Here is a 21,927-nt window from a genome sequence, read left to right on the forward strand (position 1 = left end):
GGGCATTATGCAAACACCTATCAAACTCACCTCCTTTTCCCACGGCGGCGGCTGCGGCTGCAAAATCGCCCCTGGCGTGCTGTCGGAAATCCTGAAAAACACCCACGGCTTCCCGGTTCCGAAGGAACTGATGGTGGGCATCGAAACCTCGGACGACGCGGCGGTCTACAAGCTCAATGACGAGCAGGCGCTGATCGCCACCACCGACTTTTTCATGCCCATCGTGGACGATCCGTTCGACTTCGGCCGCATCGCCGCCACCAACGCCATCTCGGACGTGTACGCCATGGGCGGCACGCCCATCATGGCGCTGGCCCTGGTCGGCATGCCGGTCAACAAACTGCCGATCGAAACCATAGGCCAGATCATCAAGGGCGGCGAATCGATCTGCGCCGAGGCGGGCATTCCCATCGCCGGCGGCCACACCATCGATTCGGTGGAGCCGATCTATGGCCTGGTGGTGCTGGGCCTGGTGCATCCGTCCAAGGTCAAGCGCAATTCCGGCGCGCTGCCGGGCGACGTGCTGGTGCTGGGCAAGCCGCTGGGCGTGGGCGTGCTGTCGGCCGCGCTGAAGAAGGACAAGCTGGGTGCGGACGGCTACGCCGCCATGATCGCCAACACCACCAAGCTGAACAAACCGGGCCAGGCGCTGTCCGCCATGCCGGGGGTGCACGCCATGACCGACGTCACCGGCTTCGGCCTGCTGGGCCACCTGCTGGAGCTGGCGCGCGGCGCCGGCCTGGAAGCACAGCTGGACATGGCCCGCATTCCGCTGCTGCCGGGCGTGGCGCAGCTGGCCGCGGACGGCTACTTCACCGGCGCCTCGGGCCGCAACTGGGATGCCTACGGCAAGGACGTGGCGCTGTCGGCCGGCATCACCCCGGCACAGCAGGCCCTGCTGACCGACCCGCAGACGTCCGGCGGGCTGCTGGTGGCCTGCGATCCGGCCAGCGTGGACGAGGTGCTGGCCCTGTTTGCGCGCGAGGGCTTCGACGCCGCCGCCGTGGTGGGCAGGACTGCCGCAGGCGCGGCGCGCGTGACTGTGTCGTAAGCTTCGCTGCAAGGCAGCAAATTCGCTTGACAGAGTTGAACTTGCTGCCTTACATTAAAGCCCATGTTCCCGCATCCGCACCTATCCGCTTTCCTGCTGCCGGCTCCTAGCGCCCTATCGCTAGCGCCGCGCCTACTAGCACGCGCTTAAAAACGCGTCACAGTTGTACCCCTGCGCCGGCCACAAGCTGCGCAAGTCTCCCCCAAATCAGGAAAGTTTGCACCGATGTCCACCACGGCTATCCACACGCACCGTAGCACCGCACGCACCGTCCGAGGTTTCGCGCTGCTACTGCTATCGCTACCGACCGGTTGCCTGGCCTAGCGTCTCCGTGGCCCGCCAGGCAGCCAACGCCACATCGCATGCGCCCATGACCGGCATGGGGCTTTCCAAAATTCAGAAGACTCAGGAGTACCACCATGATGTTGCAAAACCCAGCAGCGAAATACCGCGCCTTCCCGGCTGTCCAATTGACCGACCGCACCTGGCCGAACGCCATCATCAGCAAGCCGCCGATCTGGATGAGCACCGATCTGCGCGACGGCAACCAGGCGCTGATCGAGCCGATGAGCCCCGAGAAGAAGCTGCGCTTCTTTGAAATGCTGATCAAGATCGGCATCAAGGAAATCGAAGTGGGCTTCCCTTCGGCCTCGCAGACCGACTTCGACTTCGTGCGCAAGCTGATCGACGAAGACCGCATTCCGGACGACGTCACCATCATCGTGCTGACGCAGTCGCGCGAAGAGCTGATCCGCCGCACCGTGGAAGCGGCGGCCGGCGCCAAGCGCGCCATTGTCCACCTGTACAACTCGGTGGCGCCGGTGTTCCGCAAAGTGGTGTTCGGCATGTCGCGCGAAGAAATCACCAACATCGCCACCACCGGCACCACGCTGGTGAAGCAACTGATCGCCCAGCACCCGCAAACCGACTGGGGATTCGAATACACGCCGGAATCGTTCTCCACCACCGAGCTCGATTTCTCCAAGCATATCTGCGACGCCGTCAGCGCCATCTGGAAGCCGACCCCGCAGAAGAAGATGATCATCAACATGCCGTCGACCGTGGAGTGCAGCACGCCCAACGTGTATGCCGACCAGATCGAATGGATGTCGCGCAAGCTGGAACGCCGCGATTCGCTGATCCTGTCGGTGCACCCGCATAACGACCGCGGCACCGCGATTGCCGCCGCCGAACTGGCCGTCATGGCCGGCGCCGACCGCGTGGAAGGCTGCCTGTTCGGCAACGGCGAGCGCACCGGCAACGTGGACCTGGTGACGCTGGCGTTGAACCTGTACACCCAGGGCGTGCACCCGGGCCTGGACTTCTCCGACATTGACAGCGTGCGCAAGCTGGTCGAGGAATGCAACCAGCTGCCGGTGCACCCGCGCCATCCTTACGTGGGCGACCTGGTGTTCACCGCCTTCTCCGGTTCGCACCAGGACGCGATCAAGAAAGGCTTCGCCAAGCAGCAGCCGGACCAGCCTTGGGAAATCCCCTACCTGCCGATCGACCCGCAAGACCTGGGCCGCAGCTACGACGCGGTGATCCGCGTGAACAGCCAGTCCGGCAAGGGCGGCATGGCCTACCTGCTCGAGCAGGACTTCGGCCTGGTGCTGCCGCGCCGCCTGCAGATCGAGTTCAGCCGCGCGGTGCAGGCGGTGGCCGACCAGACCGGCCTGGAAATCACCTCCGAAGGCATCCACCAGATCTTCAGCCAGGAATATCTGGAGCAGACCGCGCCGTACGCCTACAGCTCGCACAAGATGCAGGAAGACACCACCAGCGACGAGCCGGTGCAGATCGACATCGCCCTCAGCCACCGTGGCGCCAGCATGGCGCTGCAAGGCGGCGGCAATGGCCCGATCGACGCCTTCGTCGACGCGCTCGGCCTGGACATCAAGCTGATGGACTACCACGAGCACTCGATCGGCTCCGGCGCCAACGCCAAGGCGGCCTGCTATGTTGAGCTGCGCCTGGAAAACGGCCCGACCCTGTTCGGCGCCGGCATCGACAGCAACATCGTCACTGCGTCCTTCAAGGCCGTGCTGAGCGCCGTCAACCGCCAGATCCGGCAGAAGGAAGCGGCTGCAGCCCCCGCGGCCGCCGGCGCGGACGCCACTGCATGATGCGCTGGCCCACGTTCTCCGGGGCGGCTGCCGCCCTCCTGCTAGCCGCCGCCAGCACCCACGCCGCCCCGCCTGCGGGGCAGGATGCTTACGCCAGCGGGCAGGTCAAGGTGGACGTGGGCGACCGCAAGCTGAATATGTATTGCATGGGCAAGGGCTCGCCCACCGTGCTGTTCGAGGCCGACGGCGGCCGCGCGGGCTGGGACTGGTCCTCCGTGCAGCCGGAAGTGGCCAAGCGCACCCGCGCCTGCGTGTACGACCGCGCCGGCATGGGCTTCAGCGACCCGGCCACCCGCGCCGCCACGGCCGGCAACGCCACCAAGGACCTGCACTTCATGCTGAAGAATGCGCGCATGGATGGGCCTTACGTGCTGGTGGGCGCCGGCTTCGGCGCCATGATTGCGCAGCAGTTCGCCGCGCGCCGACGCGGCAACGTCACCGGCCTGGTGCTGGTGGAGCCGCCGTCCGACGAGGAACTGGCGGCAGCCGCTCCTGCCGCCAATGCCAATGACGGCGCCGCGCTCCCGCAAGCCGCATCGCTGGCGGCGGCACGCGAGGCAGCCCTGGCTTGCCTGGACGCCGCCAACAGCGGCAAGATCGGCGCCGCCCCTGCTTGCGCCTACGCGCCAGGCGGCGAAACCGGCCCCAAACTGGCTGCCGCGCAAACGGCACAAGTGGCCAAACCCGCCTACTGGCGCTCGCGCGCCTCCGAAATCGACAACCTGGCCGCCAGCGCCAGCCAGCTGCGCGCCGCGCGCAAGAGCTACGGCGACATGCCGCTGGCGGTGCTCGCGCGCGCCGAATCCCTCGCCAGCCGGCAATTGGCGGCCTTGTCCACGCGCGGCAGCAGCACCATCGTGCAGGACGCAGGCCAGTCCATTCTGTACACCCGGCCGGAAGCGGTGGTCGGCGCAGTGATGGCTGTCTTGGACAAACAACAACTTTAGCCCCCCGCATGCCCGCGGCCTCATTCACTTGAATGACGCGCGCCCCTTCCCGCAAGCCTAGACTGCCTAGATTGCCTGGCTGTCATCGCGAAGGAAGGACCTCATCATGAAAACGCTTATCCTGGCGGGCCTGCTCGCCTCTGGGTCACTGCTGGCGGGCGCGCAGACCGCCGACACCGTGACCATTCCCGGCCCCGTGCGCCAGATCGAAGCACCGGCCCCCGGGCAGATCATTCCCATGCAGCGCGACGAATTCCAGCAGTTCGCCGGCGCCTACAACCTGGCCAATGGCCAGACCCTCTATCTGCGGCGGGTGGACAAGCGCTACTTCGCCAGGGTGGACGACTGGACCGAACACCAGATCGTGGCCATCGGCTCGAACGACTTTGTGGCGCTGGACCGCCAGCTCAAGATGCGCATCGAACTGCAACCCTACGGCAAGGTAAATGGCGAGCTGCTGATTGCAATGCCAGCCGGGCCGATGGCGCACTCCGATGCTCAGCAGCCACGCTTGCTGCATCTGGCCTTGCGCTAGCGCTGTCCAGCACAGAACACCTTTCCCGAAAGTTGCTATACTGTTTTTGCACTGCAACATTTCGGGAGGGAAGCATGAAACTGGCGAATCTGAAGATAGGCGCCCGGCTTGGGTTGGGCTTCGGCGTGGTTCTGCTGCTGATGGCGGCACTGATCGGCGTGGGCTTGCAGCGGCTGTGGCAGATAGGCGACCTGAGCACCACCATGGTGGACCAGGACTGGCGCAAGGCCGATGCCGCCGCCACCATCGCGGCCACCACGCGCGCCAACTCGGCGCTGGTACTGGAGCTGTTCATCGCCTCCGATGCCACAGCCCAGGCGCGCATCCACGCCGGTATCGACGCCAACAAAAAGACTATTTCGGACGCCCTGGCGCTGCTGGAGCAGCTGGTTGTGCTGCCGGAGGGCAAAGCGCTGCTGGCGACGATCCGCGCGCAACGGGTGCAGTATGTGCAATCCTTCAGCAGGGTCGACAAGCTGATCGCCGCCGGCCAGCGCGATGAGGCGGCACAGCTGATGCGCAGCGAAACGCTGCCGGTGCTGGCTGCGCTGCAAGGCAGCGTCAAGCAACTGAACGATCTGCAGCGCGGCATCGTCACCGAACACGGCGCGCTGGTGAAGGCGAACATCGGCACGGCGGAGCGCATGATGGCCGGCTTGGGCGTGCTGGCGTTGCTGCTGGGCGTGGCTTTCGCTTGGCGCGTGACGCACTCCATCACCACGCCGATCGGCCACGCGCTGCGCGTGGCGCGCGCCGTGGCGGCGGGCGACCTGACCAGCCAGATCGAGGCCGACACGCGCTGCGAGGCGGGCCAGCTGCTGGAGGCGCTGAAAGACATGAATGGCAGCCTGGCGCACATCGTCGGCCAGGTGCGCAGCGGCACCGGCGCCATCGCCACCGCGTCGAGCGAGATCGCCAGCGGCAATATGGACCTGTCCGCGCGCACCGAGGCGCAGGCCAGCGCGCTGGAGCAAACCGCTTCGTCCATGATCGAAATGACCGCCACCGTGCGCAACAACAGCGACAACGCGCGCCAGGCCAACCAGCTGGCGCAAAGCGCGTCGGCAGTGGCGCAGCGCGGCGGCAAAGTGGTGTCGCAAGTGGTGGAAACCATGGGTTCGATCAACGCCTCCTCGCGCAGGATTGCCGAAATTGTGGGGGTGATCGACGGCATCGCCTTCCAGACCAATATCCTCGCGCTGAACGCGGCCGTGGAAGCGGCGCGCGCCGGGGAACAGGGGCGCGGCTTTGCCGTGGTGGCGTCCGAAGTACGTACCCTTGCGCAGCGGTCCGCCAGCGCAGCCAGGGAAATCAAGGAACTGATCGCCGATTCGGTGGGCAAGGTGGACGCCGGCGCCGCGCTGGTGGAACAGGCCGGCAGCACCATGGATGAAGTGGTAGCCAGCGTGCGGCGCGTGAGCGACATCGTGGGCGAGATCACGCTGGCCAACCGCGAGCAGACCGACGGCATCGAACAGATCAACGTCGCCATCAGCCAGATGGATCAGACCACGCAGCAGAACGCGGCGCTGGTCGAGCAGGCAGCGGCGGCAGCGGCGGCGATGCACGACCAGACCGGCGCGCTGCAGGACGTGGTCAGCCAGTTCCGGCTGGCCGCAGGGCCGGGGCACGCAAACATCAAGCCGCCCACCCGCGCGCTGCTGGAGCGCCGCGCCGCCTGATGGCGTGGGGGGCGAACCTCCGGCCCCGGCCCCACCCGACCTGCCGCTAGCGCCGCGCCAGGCGTATGCCCGTGAATTGCCAGCGCGCGCCGGCAGGGAAGAAATTGCGGTAGCTGGCGCGTGCATGCCCCGCCGGCGTGGCACACGACGAGCCGCGCAGCACGTACTGGTTCAGCATGAACTTGCCGTTGTATTCGCCCAGCGCGCCCGGCGCCGTCTCGTAGCCGGGATAGGGGGCATAGCTGCTGCTGGTCCATTGCCAGCAATGGCCGAACATCTGCAACAGGCCGGCGTCGCCGTCCTCCCGCGCCGCAGCCGGGTGCAGCTGGCCGGTTTCCGGCGCCAGCTGCTGCGCCGCGAGCTCCCACTCGCCCTCGGTGGGCAGGCGCGCGCCGCGCCAGTGCGCGTAGGCGTCCGCCTCGAACAGCGACAAATGCGTGGCCGGGCCTTGCGGGTCCAGCGGCTGCAAGCCGAACAGCGTGAACTCGGACCATTGCCCGCTAGTCTCGTCCCGCAGCCAGTACATCGGCTTGCGCAAGCCTTGCGTGCAAACCCAGTCCCAGCCCTCGGCCAGCCAGAGCGACGGCGTTTCATATCCGCCCGCTTCGATGAAGGCCAGGTACTCACCGTTCGTGACCAGGCGCGAGGCCAGCGCAAACGGCGCCACATATTGGCGGTGGCGCGGCAGCTCGTTGTCGAAGCAGAAGCCATCGCCGCCATGGCCGATCTCGGCCAGGCCGCCGTCGAACGCGATCCAGTCCGGCGCGCCGCCGGCGCCGGACGCGGCTGCGGCGGAACTGCCGGGTCGCCCCGCGACGGCCAATGCGCCGGCCGGCGCCTCGGCGCGCTGAACGTAGGCGGGATGCAGGGGGTTCTGCGCCAGCAGGTGCTTCACATCCGTCAGCATCAATTCCTGGTGCTGCTGCTCGTGCTCCAGGCCGAGCGTGACCAGCATTTCCAGCTGTTCCCGCTGCGGCGCGGCCAGCTCGCCTGCGAACAGGCGCGCCATGCGCACGTCCACGTTGGCGCGGTAGGCTTTCACTTCCGCCAGCGCGGGCCGCGTCAGCAAGCCGCGCTGCGGGCGCGGATGCTTCTCGCCGATGCCGTTGTAATACGAGTTGAACAGTACCCGGAACGCCGGATGGAAAGGCGCGAACTGCGTCTCCAGGCGCTCCAGGATGAAAGTCTCGAAGAACCACGTGGTGTGCGCCAGGTGCCACTTGATGGGGCTCGCGTCCGGCATCGACTGGGCACCGCAGTCTTCGTCCGACAGCGGTTCGGCCAGCGCCAGCGAACGCTCGCGCACCGTGTTGTAGCGCGCTATCCAGTGCGCAGGGTCGGTCATGTGCATGGTCTGGGTGCCCCGGTCAGTCGCCTATCGCCCTGGCATGCAGCACCGCGAACCATTGCGCGTCGTCGGTCCAGGTGCGCGTGGCGGCGAAACCGGCCTCCTGCAGCAGGTCGATAAAACTGCGCCGGGTGTACTTGTAGCTGTCTTCCGTATGAATCCGCTCCCCGCGCGCGAAATGGCGCTCGTAGCCTCCCCAGCTCACGGTCAGCCCCTCGCGCGCTTCCAGGTGCATCTCCACCCGGCTTTCTTCGGCGTTGAAGAACGCCCTGTGCTGCCACTGGGTGACGTCGAAGTCGGCGCCGATCAGATGGTTCAGGTGGCGCAGCATGTTCAGGTTGAACGAGGCCGTCACGCCGATCGCGTCGTCGTAGGCCGCGTCCAAGACGGCGCCGTCCTTGATCAGGTCCACGCCGATCAGCAAGCCGCCGTCCCCCTGTTCGTTGGCGCGCATGCGGCGCAGGAAGGCAATCGCCTCATGCGGCGCGAAGTTGCCTATCGATGAACCTGGATAAAAGAACACGCGCCGCTCGGGCCGCACGCTGGCCGGCAAATGGAAGCTGCGCGAAAAATCCAGCCCCAGCGGCGTCATTTCGATGTGCGGGAAGCGCTGCTGCAGCCGGCTGACCGCTTCCAGCAGAAAGTCGCGCGAGATATCGACCGGCACGTATTGCGCCGGGTGCAGCAGCGGGAACAGGCTGGCGGCCTTGGCGCAGTTGCCCGCGCCCAGGTCGATCAGCGTGGACCCGCGCCCCACTGCCTGCGCAATCTCGGCGCCATGGCGCTCAAAGATGGACGCTTCGGTGCGCGTGGGATAGTATTCGGGCAGCTCGCAAATCGCTTCGAACAGCTTGGAACCCAGGCTGTCGTACAAATATTTGGGCGAGGTGTTGGCCCGCTCGGCCAGCAAACCGGTGCTGATCTCGGCGATGGCGGCCGGGCTGCCATGCGGAATGCTGGCTGGCCGGTTGGAAACATCAGGCGAAATCACGCGGATCGCCGCAGTACGGGACATAGGCATAGTGTGCTCAGTCAAGTTGGTCGGCCATCACCGGGCCTGCTGCCGATGACAGTTTTGCTATCATAGCTGAATATCACGTTTCGGGCTGACGCTGCCACAGCCGTGCATTGCTCGGTTAGTTACTTAACCATGCCGCTTAACCAACATCCTTAACAATAAACAGGTATCCCTCCTCATGAAACTCTCACCACTGAACCTCGTCAAATCGCTGATGGCTGCCGGACTGCTGTTTGCCGCCGCGCAAGCCCCTGCGCAGCAAGTACTGCGCGTGTCCGCCATCCCGGACGAAGCACCGACCGAACTGCAGCGCAAGTTCAAGCCGCTGGGCGAGTATCTGGAGAAGAAGCTGAACGTGAAGGTCGAGTTCACCCCGGTGACCGACTACGCGGCATCGGTGGAAGGCCTGATCAACCACAAGCTGGACATGGTGTGGTTCGGCGGCTTCACCTTCGTGCAAGCCAAGGACCGCAGCAAGGGCCAGGTCGTGCCGCTGGTGCAGCGCGCCGAGGACGAGAAATTCCGCTCGGTGTTCGTCACCACCAACAAGGCCATCACCAAGCTGGACGACCTCAAAGGCAAAACCCTGAGCTTCGGTTCCGAGTCCTCCACCTCCGGCCACCTGATGCCGCGTTCCTTCCTGCTGGGCGCCAAGATCAACCCGGACACCGACCTGAAACGGGTCGCCTACTCCGGCGCGCACGACGCCACCGTCGCCGCGGTTGCCGGCGGCAAGGTCGACGCGGGCGCCTTGAACATCTCCGTGTGGGAAAAGCTGGTGGCCGAGAAGAAGGTCGACCCGAGCGCCGTGCGCGTTTTCTACACCACCCCGGGCTACTACGACTACAACTGGACCGTGCGCGCCGACATGCCGGCCGAGATGAAGAAAAAAATCACCGAAGCCTTCCTGGCGCTGGATCCGTCCAAGCCTGAAGACAAAGCGATCCTGGACCTGCAGCGCGCCTCCAAGTTCATTCCGACCAAGGCTGAAAACTACACCGCCATCGAAGCGGCTGCAGTCAACGCGGGCCTGCTGAAGAAGTAATATGGCATCTCCCTTGTACCTGCTCGAGCGTCTGACGGTGCGCCATCACGGCGGCGCCCGCACGCCGGCGCTGCACGCCATCGACCTGGCCATCGCGCCGGGCGAACAGCTTGCGCTGATCGGCCCCTCGGGCGCCGGCAAGACCACGCTGCTGGCCACGCTGGCGTGCAACCACCAGCCGCAGTCGGGCGACGGCGGCCGCTACACGGCCTTCGGCGTCGACCCGTGGGCATTGGACAACGGAGCCCGCCACCGCCTGCGCGCGCGCCTGTTCCTGGCGCCGCAAACGCCGCCGCTGCCGCCGCGCCAGCGCGTGGTAACGGCGGTGCTGGCCGCGCGCCTGCCGCACTGGAGCCTGTGGCGCGCACTGCGCTCGCTGGTGAAACCGGTCGATCCGGAAGCGGCCTACCGCGCGCTGGCCCGCTTCAACCTGGGCGACAAGCTGTATAGCCGCGTGGACCGCCTGTCCGGCGGCGAACGCCAGCGCTGCGGCCTGGCGCGCCTGATGCTGTCGGACGCGCAGGCGCTGCTGGTGGACGAACCGCTGTCCGCGCTGGACCCGGCGCTGTCGCAGCTGACGCTGGCCACCCTGCAGCAGGAAGCCCGCGAACGCGGCGCCGCGCTGGTGTGCAGCCTGCACCAGGTGGACCTGGCGCTGGCCAATTTCACGCGCATTGTGGCGCTGAAAAAAGGCCGCATCGCCTTCGACCTGCCGCGCGAGCAGGTCACCGAAGCGATGATCGCCGAGCTGTACCTGGGCGAACAGCCGCCGGCCAACGCGCCTTCGCTGGATAGCACGCCCGAAAAGCTGGCCATCGGCGCCTGCCTGTAAAGTCCTGGCCCGTATGCGCAACATTCCCGCTGTACCCTATTCCGAGCGCCACCCCGACCCCGCCTGGCGCGGCCGGGTGACGCTCACCGTGCTCGCCCTGATCGTGCTGTGGCCGATGATCGTGGCCAGCGAGTTCAAGCCCGCGCTGCTGTTCGACTGGCAAAGCCTGGCGGCCACCGGGCGCTTCCTGGCCGGCTTCGTGCCGCCCGCGCACGACCCGGAATTCCTGGCCATGCTGCTGCGCGAAACCTGGCTCACCGTCGCCATCGCCACCGCCGGGCTCACGCTCGCGCTGATCGGCGCCATCCCCGCCACCCTGCTGGTGACCGAGCGCCTGTCAATTTCCCGCCTGGGCAGCGGCCGCATGGCCCTGCCTTCGCGCCTGCTGCGCCAGGCCGTGCGCTGGCTGCTGATTTTGCTGCGCAGCGTGCCCGAGCTGGTGTGGGCGCTGCTGTTCGTGCGCATCGTCGGCCTGGGCCCGACGGCGGGCGTGCTGGCCATCGCCCTCACCTACTGCGGCATGCTGGGCAAGGTCTACGCCGAAATCCTCGAGTCCTCCGAAGCCCACGCGGCCGACACGCTGCTGGCCAACGGCAGCGGCAGGCTGGCGGCGCTGCTGTACGGCGCGCTGCCGGAAGCGGCGTCGGAACTGGTCTCCTACACCGTGTACCGCTGGGAATGCGCCATCCGCGGCTCGGTGGTGATGGGCTTTGTCGGCGCCGGCGGACTGGGCCAGCGCATGGACGAGTCGATGAAGATGCTCTCGGGCGGCGAAGTGTCGTCCATGCTGCTGGTGTTCGTGCTGCTGGTGGCGGCCGCCGACCTGGTCTCGAAATACCTGCGGAGGCGCCTCGGATGACGGATGCCTCCATGCCCAGCGCGCCGCCGCGCTCCTGGTCCGGCTGGCTGATGGCGCTGGCCCTGGCCGTGCTGGTGCTGGCCAGCTTCGCCACCTTGCCGCTCAAATGGTCGGCCCTGTTCAGCGCGGACGCGGTGCGCAGCAGCGGTGAATTCCTGGCCGGCTTCGCGCCGCCGGAACTGGCCATACCCTTCCTGGTCAAGACCGCCAACGCCACGCTGGAAACGCTGGCCATGTCGGCCCTCGGCACCTTGCTGGCGGTGGCCGGCGGGCTGCTGCTCGCCCTGCCCGGCGCGGGCCGCTTCGGCCGCCCGGCGCGCGCCGCCGTGCGCGTGATGCTCAACGTGCTGCGCTCGGTGCCGGAACTGGTGTGGGCCTCCATCCTGATGATTGCCGCCGGCCTGGGGCCGTTCGCCGGCACCCTGGCACTGGCCGCGCACACCGCCGGCGTGCTGGGCCGGCTGTTCGCCGACGCGCTGGAGAACGCCGCGCCGCTGCCCGAGCATAGCCTGCGCACCAACGGCGCCTCGCCGATGGCCGCCTTCTTCTACGCCACCTTGCCGCAAACGCTGCCGCAGATGCTGTCCTACACCCTGTACCGGTGGGAGAACAATATCCGCGCCGCCGCCATCCTGGGCGTGGTCGGCGCCGGCGGGCTGGGGCAAATGCTGAAATACCATTTGTCGCTGTTCCAGATGCAGGCGGCTGCCACCGTCATCATCGCCATGCTGCTGCTGGTGGCGCTGGTGGATGCGGCCAGCTTCGCTACCCGGCGCGCCCTCACCCGATAAGGAAGTCCATGCTCGCCCTGCGCAACCTGTCCAAAACCTATGCCGGCCGCCCCGTGCTGGCCAATCTGAACTGGAACTTCCGCGCGGGCGAGTTTGTCGCCATCATGGGCGAATCGGGGGTGGGCAAGTCCACCTTGCTGAACCTGATCGCCGGGCTGGACCAGCCGGATGCGGCGGCCGAGGCGCCCATCGTGCTCGACGGCGTGGCCATGTCCGCGCTGGATGACGACGCCGCCACCCGGCTGCGGCGCCAGAAAATGGGCTTCATCTTCCAGGCCTTCCACGTGCTGCCGCACCTGACGCTGCTGCAGAATGTGGCCCTGCCGCTGCTGCTGAACGGCCAGCCGCAACAGCGCGCGCTGGACATGCTGGAGGCGGTCGGGCTGCAGGGGCGCGGCGCCGACTATCCGCATCAGCTGTCCGGCGGGCAGCTGCAGCGCGTGGCCATCGCGCGCGCCTTGGTGCACCGGCCCGGCCTGGTGCTGGCCGACGAACCCACCGGCAACCTCGACCCCGACACCGCGCACAGCATCCTTTTGCTGCTACGCAAAGAAATCAAGGCCAGCGGCGCCTGCACCATCATGGTGACCCATTCGCACGCCGCCGCCGAGCTGGCCGACCGCACTCTTGTGTTGACGAGCTCGGGACTACAAGAAACAACATCCGTCAACCGGTTTGCGCAATAAACAAGAATTTTTTTTGTCCTAGACCTACCAATAATCTACCGTTGCAGTATCATACATACAACTTGCTTGGTTATTAATAGTTGAGTTGATCCGCCATGTTTACGCCGTTTGGGCGGTAAAACACAAGCCAGGAGACGCCAATCTATCCACGTTTTTCTAACTAAGGAGGAAAAAATGAGCGTGCGGCAAAAAAAACTCGAACTGATCGAAGCAATGAATCGAGCAAGGGCGTTGGAACCCTCCAGCTTTGTGCCCAACAAGCTGCTCGATACGCTGATTGAGAAGATGCACCTCAAAAATGATGCGGAACTGTGCCGTGTGCTGGAAGTGCAGCCGCCCATTATCAGCAAGATCCGCCATCGAAAGCTGGCGGTGGGAGCAACCATTTTGCTTCGTATGCACGAGAAATCGGAATTAAGCATCCGCGAGCTGAAAGATTTATCGACTGCCTCGATGCACTGACTAAGCTCCCAGTCGTGCTATGCCAGGCGCCGGCATCGCGGTCACCGGCGCCAACCAACAGCCCAAGCCCCGCTGTTACCCTCCTGTTTGTCCATCCCCATTTTCTTGCTTTATTTCAATTGCTCAACCGCATGCGCAGGCGTTGTGTCGTGGTAACGAACATGTCCGGCCGATCGAACGCGCGCGCCAGCACCAGTGCGCCCTGGATGCCGCCCACCACTTCCTCGGCCAGCGCCGCCGCCTCGGTGCCGCTCCTGCCGGTGCGCACCAGCGCGCTGGCCAACGCATCGATCCAGGCGGCGAAGTAATCGCGTACCTTGATGGCGAAGCGGTCGCGCTCGTTGCCCAGCGCGAACACACCCACCAGGCAGACCTTGCGGCCGGACTGGAAATAGCGCTCGACCTGGTCGAACATGTGGACGATGCCGCCGGCCGGGTCGGCGCTCTCATGCAATGGCTCGAACACGTGCAGGCGAAACCAGGCGTCGATCTCGCCCAGCACGGCGTCCGCCATTTCCTCTTTGCCGCCGGGGAAGAAGTTGTAGATACTGCCCTTTCCCAGCCGCGTACCTTCGGTAATCCGGGCCAGGCTGGCCCCTTCAAAGCCGTAGGCGCGGAACACTTCGGCCAGCAGCGGCACCACGTCGGCCCGCTCTGCGATCATTCTTGCCATTGCATACTTTCCAAACTAAAAAAACCGCTTAAAAACCCAGCTCGGTCAGGCCGGGGTGCTCCGCCGGGCGCGGGCCGCTGGCATCCCAGAACAGCTTGCGCTCGGACTCCTTGATCGGCGTTTCGTTGATACTGGCGTGACGGTGGTGCATCAGGCCATGCTCGTCGAACTCCCAGTTTTCATTGCCGTAGGCGCGGAACCACTGGCCGGAGTCGTCATGGTATTCGTAGGCGAAGCGGACTGCAATGCGGGCGCCGTCATGGGCCCACAATTCTTTCACCAGCCGGTAGTCCAGTTCGCGCGTCCATTTGCGCTTGAGCAGGCCGACGATGGCGGAGCGGCCCTGGACGAATTCGCCCCGGTTGCGCCACCAGCTGTCTTCCGTATAGGCCAGCGCGACTTTGTCGGCGTCGCGGGTGTTCCAGCCATTTTCAGCCAGGCGGACTTTTTCCATGGCGCTTTCGCGGGTGAAAGGCGGCAGCGGCGGACGGGTGGGGATGGGATTGGACATGGGATATACCTTTCAATTGTTCCGACCGGTACGACATGTACCAATCGGTACAATCACTATAATCCGTGCTCAGGCCGTCTGCAAGCGGTTTTTTCGCGGCGCGATCGCAAGCTGCGCGCTGATGATGCGGTCCCACGCCAGCGCGCAGGCGCCCACCACGCCCGGCAGGCAGAAAATCAGGGTGCCATTGGCGTAGCCCGCCAGCGCGCGCGACTGCACGATGGTGCTGCCGACGGCGCTGTAGGCCAGATGCTGCAGCAGGTCGCCGAACCCGCGTATTTCCTGCTCCAGCAGGCCGGCGGCCGCTTCCGGCACGGCATTGCGCCGCACGAAGCCGCTGCCGCCGGAGCTCAGCACCACCTGGATCTCGGGGTCGGCGATACAGTCGCTCAGCATGCGCCGCACCGCGCCCACGTCGTCGCCCACGCACACGCGCCGCACCACGCTGTGGCCGGCCGCTTCGGCGCGCGCCGCCAGCAGTTCCCCCGCCCCGTCCCGCGCGGCGCCGTGCGGGCTGCTCACGCTGAGCACCGCGCAGCGCAGGCTGATTGCGTCAGGCACCGCTCAGCCTTCCACGCCGTAGTGGCGGGCGTAGCGGCTGTCCAGGTTGGCCAGCGGCATCAGCAGGAACAGGTCGGCGCTTTCGAAATCAGGATCCCAGGCCGGCTCGCCGCAAATCCACGCGCCCGAACGCATATAGCCCTTGAGCAGCGGCGGCACTTGCGGGCTTTGCGCGGCTTCGAGTTTGCTGTACGGGAAAGGCAGGTGGGGGGTGACGCGGTACTCGGCCGGCGCCATGTGCCGGGCGGCCAGCGAGTTGTACACGGCCACCGCATTGTGGCCGCCGTCCGCCAGGCTGATGCTGGCACAGCCGGCCAGGAAGTCGCAGCGTTCGCGGCGCATGTATTCCGCCAGGCCGGACCACAGCAGCATGATCACGCTGCCGCCACGGTAATCCGGGTGGATGCAGGCGCGGCCCGCTTCCACGATGCGGTTGCGTACGTTGTTCAGGCGGCTAAGGTCGAATTCATTCTCGGAGTAGACGCGCCCCAGCTTGTGGGCGCGCGCGGCGCTCAGCAGGCGGTAGGTGCCAACCACGCTCAGGGTATTGGTGTCGCGCACGATCAGGTGATCGCAGTGTGCGTCGAACTCGTCGCTGTCCAACCCGTCTTCGCTGGCCAGCGCGGTCAGGCCCATCGTTTCGATGAAGACCTTGTAGCGCAGACGCTGCACTTCGCGCAGTTCCTCGGGGGTGCTGGCCATGCTGAGCGACAGCTTGGCGGAGGAAGTGCGGATTTCCGTCTGTAAGATAGGCTGTTGCATGCTTCGTCCTTGTGAGTTGAGACGAAGCAAGCGTAGCCCGGGAATACTTCAGGACCGTGACAAAGTCATGTCACTTTGGTTACATGCAACGGCATCAGGCCTTTTTCGGACGGCCGGTCTTCAGTTGCGGCAGCGAGCCCAGCACGCCTTTCAGGGTGGCCATGTCGATCTTGCTGATCAGGGCAACGCCAACGCGCAGCAGTTCGCTTTTCTTGATCTCGAAACCGGCTTTCAGGGCGGCCTTCTTCACCTGGCCCAGCACGGCGTATTCAGCCTCCGGCATGGTGAAGCTGTCGCGCACCAGTTTGTCCTTGCGGGCTTTTTCCTTGACGGCTGCGGCAGGCTTGGCGGCGGCCTTGGCGCTCGCCTTGGGAGCGGCCTTGGCGGCGGCTTTCGGCGCAGCTTTCACGGCCGCTTTCGGCGCGGCTTTCGCGGCCGCTTTCGGCACGGCCTTGGCGGCGGCCCGGGGCGCGGCGGATTTGGACGCGGCGGCCTTCGGTGCAGAGGCTTTGGTCGCGGCAGCTTTCGTCGCGGAGGTCTTGGCAGCCGCAGCCTTCGCTGCTGCGGCCTTCGGCGCAGCGGCCGCTGTCACGGCTTTCGGCGCAGCGGCCTTGGCGGCTACAGCTTTGGTAGTTGCAGTCTTGGGAGCGGCGGCTTTCACTGCGGTAGTCTTTGATGCCGCAGCTTTCGCGGCGGCTGCGCGCGGGGCGGCCGGCTTGGCGCTATTGGCCTTCGGCGCGGAGGCCTGTTCGACGGGGGTGGCGGCTGGGGTGGCGGCTGGGTTTTCGGCGGAAACGGTTTTGTTCATTTTAGCTCCAGAATTTTCAACAATATAAACAATATATACTATTTCTAAGGAAGCTGCTCACCCACAACATCTTCCGCGTCCCGGAACTTGGTGGCGATTTCCGCAAAAACGCCCTCGATCTCGATGAAGGCATCCAGGATATCGGGGTCGAAATGGCTGCCGCGCCCGTCCTTCATCACCGCCACCGCCTCCGCGTGGCTGAACGGCGGCTTGTAAATGCGCCTGGAAATGAGCGCATCGTAGACGTCCGCCACCGCCATCAGCCGCGCCGACAGCGGAATCGCCTCACCCGCCAGTTTTTCCGGATAGCCGGAACCGTCCCACTTCTCCTGGTGCGAATGGGCGATCTCGCGGGCATAGGTGAGGAAGCCGTTGCTGCCGCCGATGTACTGCTCAACCTGGCGTATCGTGTCCCGCCCGCGCACCGCGTGCAGCTTCATGATCTCGAACTCGTCCTTATCCAGCTTGCCCGGCTTGAGCAGGATGCTGTCCGGTATGCCCACCTTGCCGATGTCGTGCAGCGGTGCTGACTTGTACAGCAGCGTGATATTCTCGTCCGTCAGTTCGGCCGAAAAACGCGGGTGCTTTTGCAGCTTGCGCGCCAGCGCGGCGACGTAGTTTTGCGTGCGGCGGATATGATTGCCGGTCTCGTTGTCGCGCGTTTCAGCCATGGTGGCCATGGCCATGATGGTGGCGTCCTGCATCAGCGACAGCTGGCCGGTGCGTTCCTGCACCAGGTTTTCCAGGTTGCTGTTCTCGGCCTTCAGCGTCTGGCTGGCGGCGCGCAGCTTCAAGTGGGTGGCCACGCGCGCGAACAGGATGGGCGGGCTGATAGGCTTGGTCAGGTAGTCGACCGCACCGAGGCGCAGGCCGAGCGCCTCGTCCTCCGGCTGGCTCTTGGCCGTCAGGAACAGCACCGGGATGTCGGCGCTGGCCGGGTCCTGCTTGAGGCGGCGGCAGGTCTCGTAGCCGTCCATGCCGGGCATCATCACGTCCAGCAGCACCAGGTCGACCGTAGACGTCTCCACGATCTGCAGCGCGGTGGCGCCGTCCTTGGCAACCTTGGTGTTGTACTTGTCCTTCAGCAGCATGGACAGCAGCGTGATGTTGTCCGGCGTGTCGTCGACGATCAGGATGGTTTGGCGGGCGGTCTGTTTGGGATTCATGCAGTGTCCAGTTGTTGTATGGCTGCCGCCAAAAGCTGGTTGGCGGCGGCAAAGTCATAGTGTGCCATGTGTCCGGCCAGGCGGTCCATCGTGGCCGATGACAGCAGCGTGGCCAGGGCCGGCCGCGCGCTGTCGAAATAGTCGGTGCTGTCGCCGCTGAATTCGGCGAGCAGGGTTTGCAGCTTGCGCAAGGCGTGCACGGCGCCGGCTGCGTCCCCGGATGGCGGCGCCGGTGCGGCGGATAGGAAATGGCTGTCCAGCGCATGCATGACGCCGGCCAGCGCCCGCTCCACGGTGGCCAGCAGGCCGGCTATCGCGGCCGCCGGGATGGGCCCCGCAGGCGCCTGCGCAGGTGCACCTGCCGACGCCGGACCTGCGGGATCGGCAGGCCGTGACGGGGCGGCCGCTGGCGCCAAGGCGATTTCAAGGTCGCGCGCGGCACGCTCCAAGGAAGTGGCCCCAAGGTTGCCCGCCACGCCGCGCAGGCTGTGGGCGATGGCGGCCGCCTCCACGGCGTCGCGGCGCGCCAGCGCGGCGCGCAGGCTCTCGGCGGTGCCGCGCTGGTTCTGGCGGAAGCTGTCCAACAGTTGCAGGTACAGTGCGGAATTGCCCGCCACCAGATGCAGGCCGCGCCGCGTGTCGATGCCGTCCAGCGATGGCACCTCCCACACTTCCGCGCGCGCCGCGCCGCCGATGGCGCAGACGGCGCCGGCGGCCTGATAGCGCTGGGCTGCGCCAGGCGCCAGGGTGGGCGCGGGTGACGGCACCTGGGTCGGCGCCAGGCGGGCGATGCCCAGCCAGCGGGCCAGCACGGCATGCAGGCGGTCCGGCTCGATCGGCTTGGTAACGTAGTCCTGCATGCCCTCGGACAGGCAACGCTGGCGTATGTCCGGCAGCGCGTGCGCCGTCATGGCCACCACCGGCACCGCGTCGAAAGCCTTGTCCTGGCGCAGGCGCTGCGTGGCCGCATGGCCGTCCAGCAGCGGCATTTCAAGATCCATCAGCACCATGGCATAGGCCTCAGGACCGCCCTCGCGCAGCATCTCCAGCGCCTGCTCGCCATTGTTCGCCATGTCCACGCAGATGCCCAGCGTAGCCATGAGTTCTGCGCCAATCTGCTGATTCACCGCGTTATCCTCCACCAGCAGCACGCGCGCGGCGTAGCGCTGGCCCGGCACCGTTTCGCTCTCGGTCTGCTCCGACTGTCGCCGTGGGCCGATGCGGCGCGGCAGGTCCGAGCGCCGCTCGGCACCGCGCTGCTTGAAACCCGGCGCCAGCAGCGTTACCAGTGTATCGACCAGCGCCGACTGTCCGATGGGCTTGAACAGGAAACCGATCACACCGGCCTCCTCGGCCTCGGGCTGCACCTCTTCGCGTCCGAAGGCCGTCACCAGCACCATGCCGGGCCGGGCCTGCAGCGCAGCGTCCTGCTGCACGCGGCGCGACAGCTCGATGCCGTCCATGTCCGGCATCTGCCAGTCGCTCAGCACCAGCCGGTAAGGGTCGCCGGCGCTGTCGGCTGCCGCGATGGCGGCCAGCGCCTCGGCGCCGGTACGGGCCGTGTCGGTCCGCAACGGCAGCGCGCGCAGCGCCTCGGCCAGGATTTCCAGCGCCACCGGGCTGTCGTCCACCAGCAGCAGGCGCACGCCGTTCAGCGCAGCCGGCACCACCATGGCGCGCCCGGCTTGCCCGGTCAGCGGAAATTCCAGGTCGAAGCGGAACACCGACCCCTGGTCGGGCGCGCTTTCCACCGTGATCTCGCCGCCCATCAGTCCCACCAGCTGCTGCGAAATCGACAGCCCCAGGCCGGTGCCGCCATATTCGCGCGTGGTGGAACCGTTGGCCTGGCTGAAGGCCTGGAACAGCTTGCCCATCTGCTCCTGGGTCATGCCGATACCGGTATCGCGCACCGAGAAGCGCAGCCGCGCAGTATGTTCGGAGTATCGCCTGTCTACTGCAGCGCCGGACGCCACCGTGTCGAGCCGCGCGCAAGTCATCTCCAGCTCGCCGGCCGGCGTGAACTTGACCGCGTTGTTGACCAGGTTGATCAGCACCTGCTCCAGGCGCAACGGATCTCCCACCAGGTGGCGCGGGATGGAGGGCGGCACGTGGAACAGGTATTCCAGCTGCTTGTCCGCCGCGCTCTGGCTAGTGACGCTGGCCACATTGGCCAGCACGTCGTCCAGGAAGAACGGCACCCGCTCCACTTCCAGCCGGCCGGCCTCGATCTTCGAAAAGTCCAGGATGTCGTTGATGATGGCCAGCAGCGACAAGGCGGCGCGGTGGATCTTGTTGACGTAGTCGTGCTGCTTAGGTGTGAGCCCGGTGCGCAGCGCCAAGTAAGCCATGCCGATGATGGCGCTCATCGGGGTACGGATCTCGTGGCTCATATTGGCCAGGAATTCGGACTTGGCCACATTGGCCGCCTCGGCCAGCCGATTCGCCTTGACCAGCTGTTGCTGGCTGTCGCTGGCCAGCTGCGCGGTGCGCGTCAGCTCCGCCGTGCGCTCGGCGATCTTGAGTTCCAGGTGGGCATTGAGCTCGCGCAGCTCGTGCTCGGCCTGGCCCAGCCGGGTCAGCGTATCGCGAAAACTGTGCACGGCCTTGGATAACCGCCCTATCTGGTCAACCCGCCCGATGCCGGACAGCCTGATATCGACGTCGCCCTCGGTCAGCTTGTCCAGCGCCTTCTGGATATCGGTAAAGGGCTGGCTCACCTTGCGCCCCACCAGCAGGATGGAAATGACGATGGCCAGCGCCAGCAGCAGGTTGGCCAGCATGGTATGCGTGATCTGGCGCCGCAGCTGCAGATCCACCTGCTGGCGCGAAAACGCCAGTTCCAGCGTACCGACCGGGAAGCTGCGCTTGCCGTCCTGGTACTCCACGGCGCGGCGCACGGTGATGGCGTCGGCCGCAGGCTCGCCGCCTGCCCCGCCCGCCCGCCCTGCACGGAAACTGGCCAGCTGCTCGCCGGTGGGCGCCAGCACGCTCAGCTCCAGCACTTCCGGCGTGGCCTGCATGGCGTCGACCACGCTGGCCACGGCGGCACTGTTGATGTCGAACAGCGGCCGCGCCAAGGTCTGGGCCAGCACGCTGGCCAGGTGATCGGCGCGCTCGCGCAGCTGCTGCTCCGCTTCGGCGCGCAGCGTGTGCGTTGCGTAGGTGGTGTAGACCGCCGTGGTCAGCGCCACGGCAAGCAAGATGCCCGCCGCCAGCCGCAGCAGGATGTCTTCGCGCCAGGCCTTGAGCAGGCGCTGGCGCATCAGTCGCCTCCGCCTTCCAGCGCTGCGCGCTCCAGCTTTTTATAGGCCGGGCTGTTGCGCGCCTGCTCCATGGCGCTCCAGATGCGCTGGGCCAATTCCGGCCGGCGCTCGGCCATGCCGTGCGACAGCACCAGGAAATACGGCTTTTCGATCAGCGGCAGCGGCAGCACTTCCAGCTGCGCCGCCATGGGGCTGCGCATCACGGCGGCGGCGTCGCTGCCGCCCATGGCGGCGGCGCCCAGCCGGCCGGCGATCAGCTTGCGCGCCAGTTCGTCGGCGCGCTGGCTGCCCTCGTCCAGTTCCACCTTCAGCCCACGCAGCACCTCCCCCACCGAGTAGCCGAGCTGGAAGCCGACCGGGCCATCCAGCTTGCGCAGCGCTTTGCCGTCCCATTCAACGGCGCTTCCCTTGCGGCGCAGCAGCACGTAGCGGTCTACGTGCATGCGCTTGGCGTTGTCGGCGCCGGCGCCACCGGGAAACACGCCCAGTACGCGCCGCTCCGGCACGTAGCTGACGGCGAAGGCGCCGTCATAAGCGTTCGCCTGCAGTTGCGCCAGGCAGCGCTTCCACGGCACGCTTTGAAAGTCGAAACGAATGTTGAGGCGCTGCTCCACCATGCGCAGCAGCGCGAAATTGAGGCCGCCCTGCTGCTCCGTGCGCCATGGCGTGACATTGGCGCGCTCGAAGCACAGCGTGACCGTCTCGACCGGCGCAGGGCCGGCTGGCGCCGCCGCCGGCACGCCCTGCAGCGCGCCACCCAGCGCCGCCAGCGAAAGCCAGGCCAGGTAGCCGCGCGCCATG

At 66.4% G+C, this 21,927-nt stretch carries 21 protein-coding genes; 11 read left to right on the forward strand and 10 right to left on the reverse strand.

The window, feature by feature from the left end:
• The first annotated feature begins 7 nt into the window (after window positions 1–7).
• The 5 genes from selD (at window position 8) to AC6H42_RS19945 (ending at window position 6,341) form a co-directional block, all read left to right on the forward strand.
• Window positions 8–1,051, forward strand: a complete 1,044-nt coding sequence (selD, locus tag AC6H42_RS19925) for a selenide, water dikinase SelD (protein ID WP_057156072.1) — start codon at window positions 8–10, stop codon at window positions 1,049–1,051.
• A 419-nt stretch (window positions 1,052–1,470) separates the two neighbouring features.
• Window positions 1,471–3,177, forward strand: a complete 1,707-nt coding sequence (leuA, locus tag AC6H42_RS19930) for a 2-isopropylmalate synthase (protein WP_057155607.1) — start codon at window positions 1,471–1,473, stop codon at window positions 3,175–3,177.
• Window positions 3,174–4,124, forward strand: a complete 951-nt coding sequence (locus AC6H42_RS19935; RefSeq protein ID WP_497548780.1) for an alpha/beta fold hydrolase — start codon at window positions 3,174–3,176, stop codon at window positions 4,122–4,124. The genes leuA and AC6H42_RS19935 overlap by 4 nt, the downstream gene beginning before the upstream one ends.
• A 106-nt stretch (window positions 4,125–4,230) precedes the next feature.
• Window positions 4,231–4,659, forward strand: coding sequence for a hypothetical protein (locus AC6H42_RS19940; RefSeq protein ID WP_497548781.1), 429 nt, complete (start codon window positions 4,231–4,233; stop codon window positions 4,657–4,659).
• A 74-nt stretch (window positions 4,660–4,733) separates the two neighbouring features.
• A complete protein-coding gene (locus tag AC6H42_RS19945; RefSeq protein WP_057155610.1) occupies window positions 4,734–6,341 on the forward strand; it encodes a methyl-accepting chemotaxis protein in 1,608 nt (535 codons plus the stop codon).
• Between the two features lie 46 nt (window positions 6,342–6,387).
• On the opposite strand, the gene egtB is transcribed toward AC6H42_RS19945, so the two are convergent.
• Both egtB and egtD read right to left on the reverse strand, forming a co-directional pair.
• On the reverse strand, window positions 6,388–7,692 hold the full coding sequence (gene egtB, locus AC6H42_RS19950) for an ergothioneine biosynthesis protein EgtB (RefSeq protein ID WP_057155612.1): 1,305 nt from the start codon (window positions 7,690–7,692) through the stop codon (window positions 6,388–6,390).
• A 16-nt stretch (window positions 7,693–7,708) separates the two neighbouring features.
• Window positions 7,709–8,710, reverse strand: coding sequence for an L-histidine N(alpha)-methyltransferase (egtD, locus tag AC6H42_RS19955; protein WP_497548782.1), 1,002 nt, complete (start codon window positions 8,708–8,710; stop codon window positions 7,709–7,711).
• A 175-nt stretch (window positions 8,711–8,885) separates the two neighbouring features.
• Between egtD and AC6H42_RS19960 the strand changes: the two genes are divergently transcribed.
• From AC6H42_RS19960 to AC6H42_RS19985, 6 genes are all read left to right on the forward strand, one after another.
• A complete protein-coding gene (locus AC6H42_RS19960; protein ID WP_057155615.1) occupies window positions 8,886–9,752 on the forward strand; it encodes a putative selenate ABC transporter substrate-binding protein in 867 nt (288 codons plus the stop codon).
• Between the two features lies 1 nt (window position 9,753).
• The gene (locus AC6H42_RS19965; RefSeq protein ID WP_497548783.1) at window positions 9,754–10,584 is read left to right on the forward strand and encodes a phosphonate ABC transporter ATP-binding protein; all 831 of its coding nucleotides are present in this window, start codon (window positions 9,754–9,756) and stop codon (window positions 10,582–10,584) included.
• Window positions 10,585–10,597: 13 nt separating this feature from the next.
• A complete protein-coding gene (locus AC6H42_RS19970) occupies window positions 10,598–11,443 on the forward strand; it encodes a PhnE/PtxC family ABC transporter permease (protein WP_057155618.1) in 846 nt (281 codons plus the stop codon).
• Window positions 11,440–12,234, forward strand: a complete 795-nt coding sequence (phnE, locus tag AC6H42_RS19975) for a phosphonate ABC transporter, permease protein PhnE (RefSeq protein ID WP_057155619.1) — start codon at window positions 11,440–11,442, stop codon at window positions 12,232–12,234. Before AC6H42_RS19970 ends, phnE begins: the two co-directional genes overlap by 4 nt.
• Before the next feature lie 8 nt (window positions 12,235–12,242).
• Window positions 12,243–12,920 carry an ABC transporter ATP-binding protein gene (locus tag AC6H42_RS19980; protein ID WP_057155621.1) on the forward strand — a complete coding sequence of 226 codons (678 nt, stop codon included), beginning with the start codon at window positions 12,243–12,245 and terminating at the stop codon, window positions 12,918–12,920.
• Window positions 12,921–13,094: 174 nt separating this feature from the next.
• On the forward strand, window positions 13,095–13,382 hold the full coding sequence (locus tag AC6H42_RS19985) for a hypothetical protein (RefSeq protein WP_056404796.1): 288 nt from the start codon (window positions 13,095–13,097) through the stop codon (window positions 13,380–13,382).
• 115 nt (window positions 13,383–13,497) lie between these two features.
• Here the strand turns inward: AC6H42_RS19985 and AC6H42_RS19990 are convergent, their stop codons facing one another.
• The 8 genes from AC6H42_RS19990 to AC6H42_RS20025 all read right to left on the reverse strand — a co-directional run bounded on the left by AC6H42_RS19990 (window position 13,498) and on the right by AC6H42_RS20025 (window position 21,926).
• Window positions 13,498–14,055, reverse strand: a complete 558-nt coding sequence (locus tag AC6H42_RS19990) for a TetR/AcrR family transcriptional regulator (protein WP_057155623.1) — start codon at window positions 14,053–14,055, stop codon at window positions 13,498–13,500.
• A gap of 28 nt (window positions 14,056–14,083) precedes the next feature.
• Complete coding sequence (locus AC6H42_RS19995) at window positions 14,084–14,566, reverse strand: nuclear transport factor 2 family protein (protein WP_497548784.1); 483 nt, start codon at window positions 14,564–14,566, stop codon at window positions 14,084–14,086.
• A gap of 69 nt (window positions 14,567–14,635) precedes the next feature.
• Window positions 14,636–15,127 carry a molybdenum cofactor synthesis domain-containing protein gene (locus AC6H42_RS20000; RefSeq protein ID WP_057155628.1) on the reverse strand — a complete coding sequence of 164 codons (492 nt, stop codon included), beginning with the start codon at window positions 15,125–15,127 and terminating at the stop codon, window positions 14,636–14,638.
• Between the two features lie 3 nt (window positions 15,128–15,130).
• The gene (locus AC6H42_RS20005) at window positions 15,131–15,889 is read right to left on the reverse strand and encodes a GNAT family N-acetyltransferase (RefSeq protein ID WP_057155630.1); all 759 of its coding nucleotides are present in this window, start codon (window positions 15,887–15,889) and stop codon (window positions 15,131–15,133) included.
• 94 nt (window positions 15,890–15,983) lie between these two features.
• Entirely contained in the window at window positions 15,984–16,697 is a 714-nt protein-coding gene (locus AC6H42_RS20010) for a hypothetical protein (RefSeq protein WP_307188280.1), read from the reverse strand.
• A 44-nt stretch (window positions 16,698–16,741) separates the two neighbouring features.
• Entirely contained in the window at window positions 16,742–17,863 is a 1,122-nt protein-coding gene (locus AC6H42_RS20015) for an HD-GYP domain-containing protein (protein ID WP_057155631.1), read from the reverse strand.
• Complete coding sequence (locus tag AC6H42_RS20020) at window positions 17,860–21,126, reverse strand: response regulator (RefSeq protein ID WP_497548785.1); 3,267 nt, start codon at window positions 21,124–21,126, stop codon at window positions 17,860–17,862. The genes AC6H42_RS20015 and AC6H42_RS20020 overlap by 4 nt, the downstream gene beginning before the upstream one ends.
• Window positions 21,126–21,926: a substrate-binding periplasmic protein gene (locus AC6H42_RS20025; protein ID WP_497548786.1), complete on the reverse strand. Its 801-nt coding sequence runs from the start codon at window positions 21,924–21,926 to the stop codon at window positions 21,126–21,128. The genes AC6H42_RS20020 and AC6H42_RS20025 overlap by 1 nt, the downstream gene beginning before the upstream one ends.
• Window position 21,927: the final 1 nt, after the last annotated feature.

The organism is Massilia sp. NBRC 108631 (assembly GCF_059704565.1).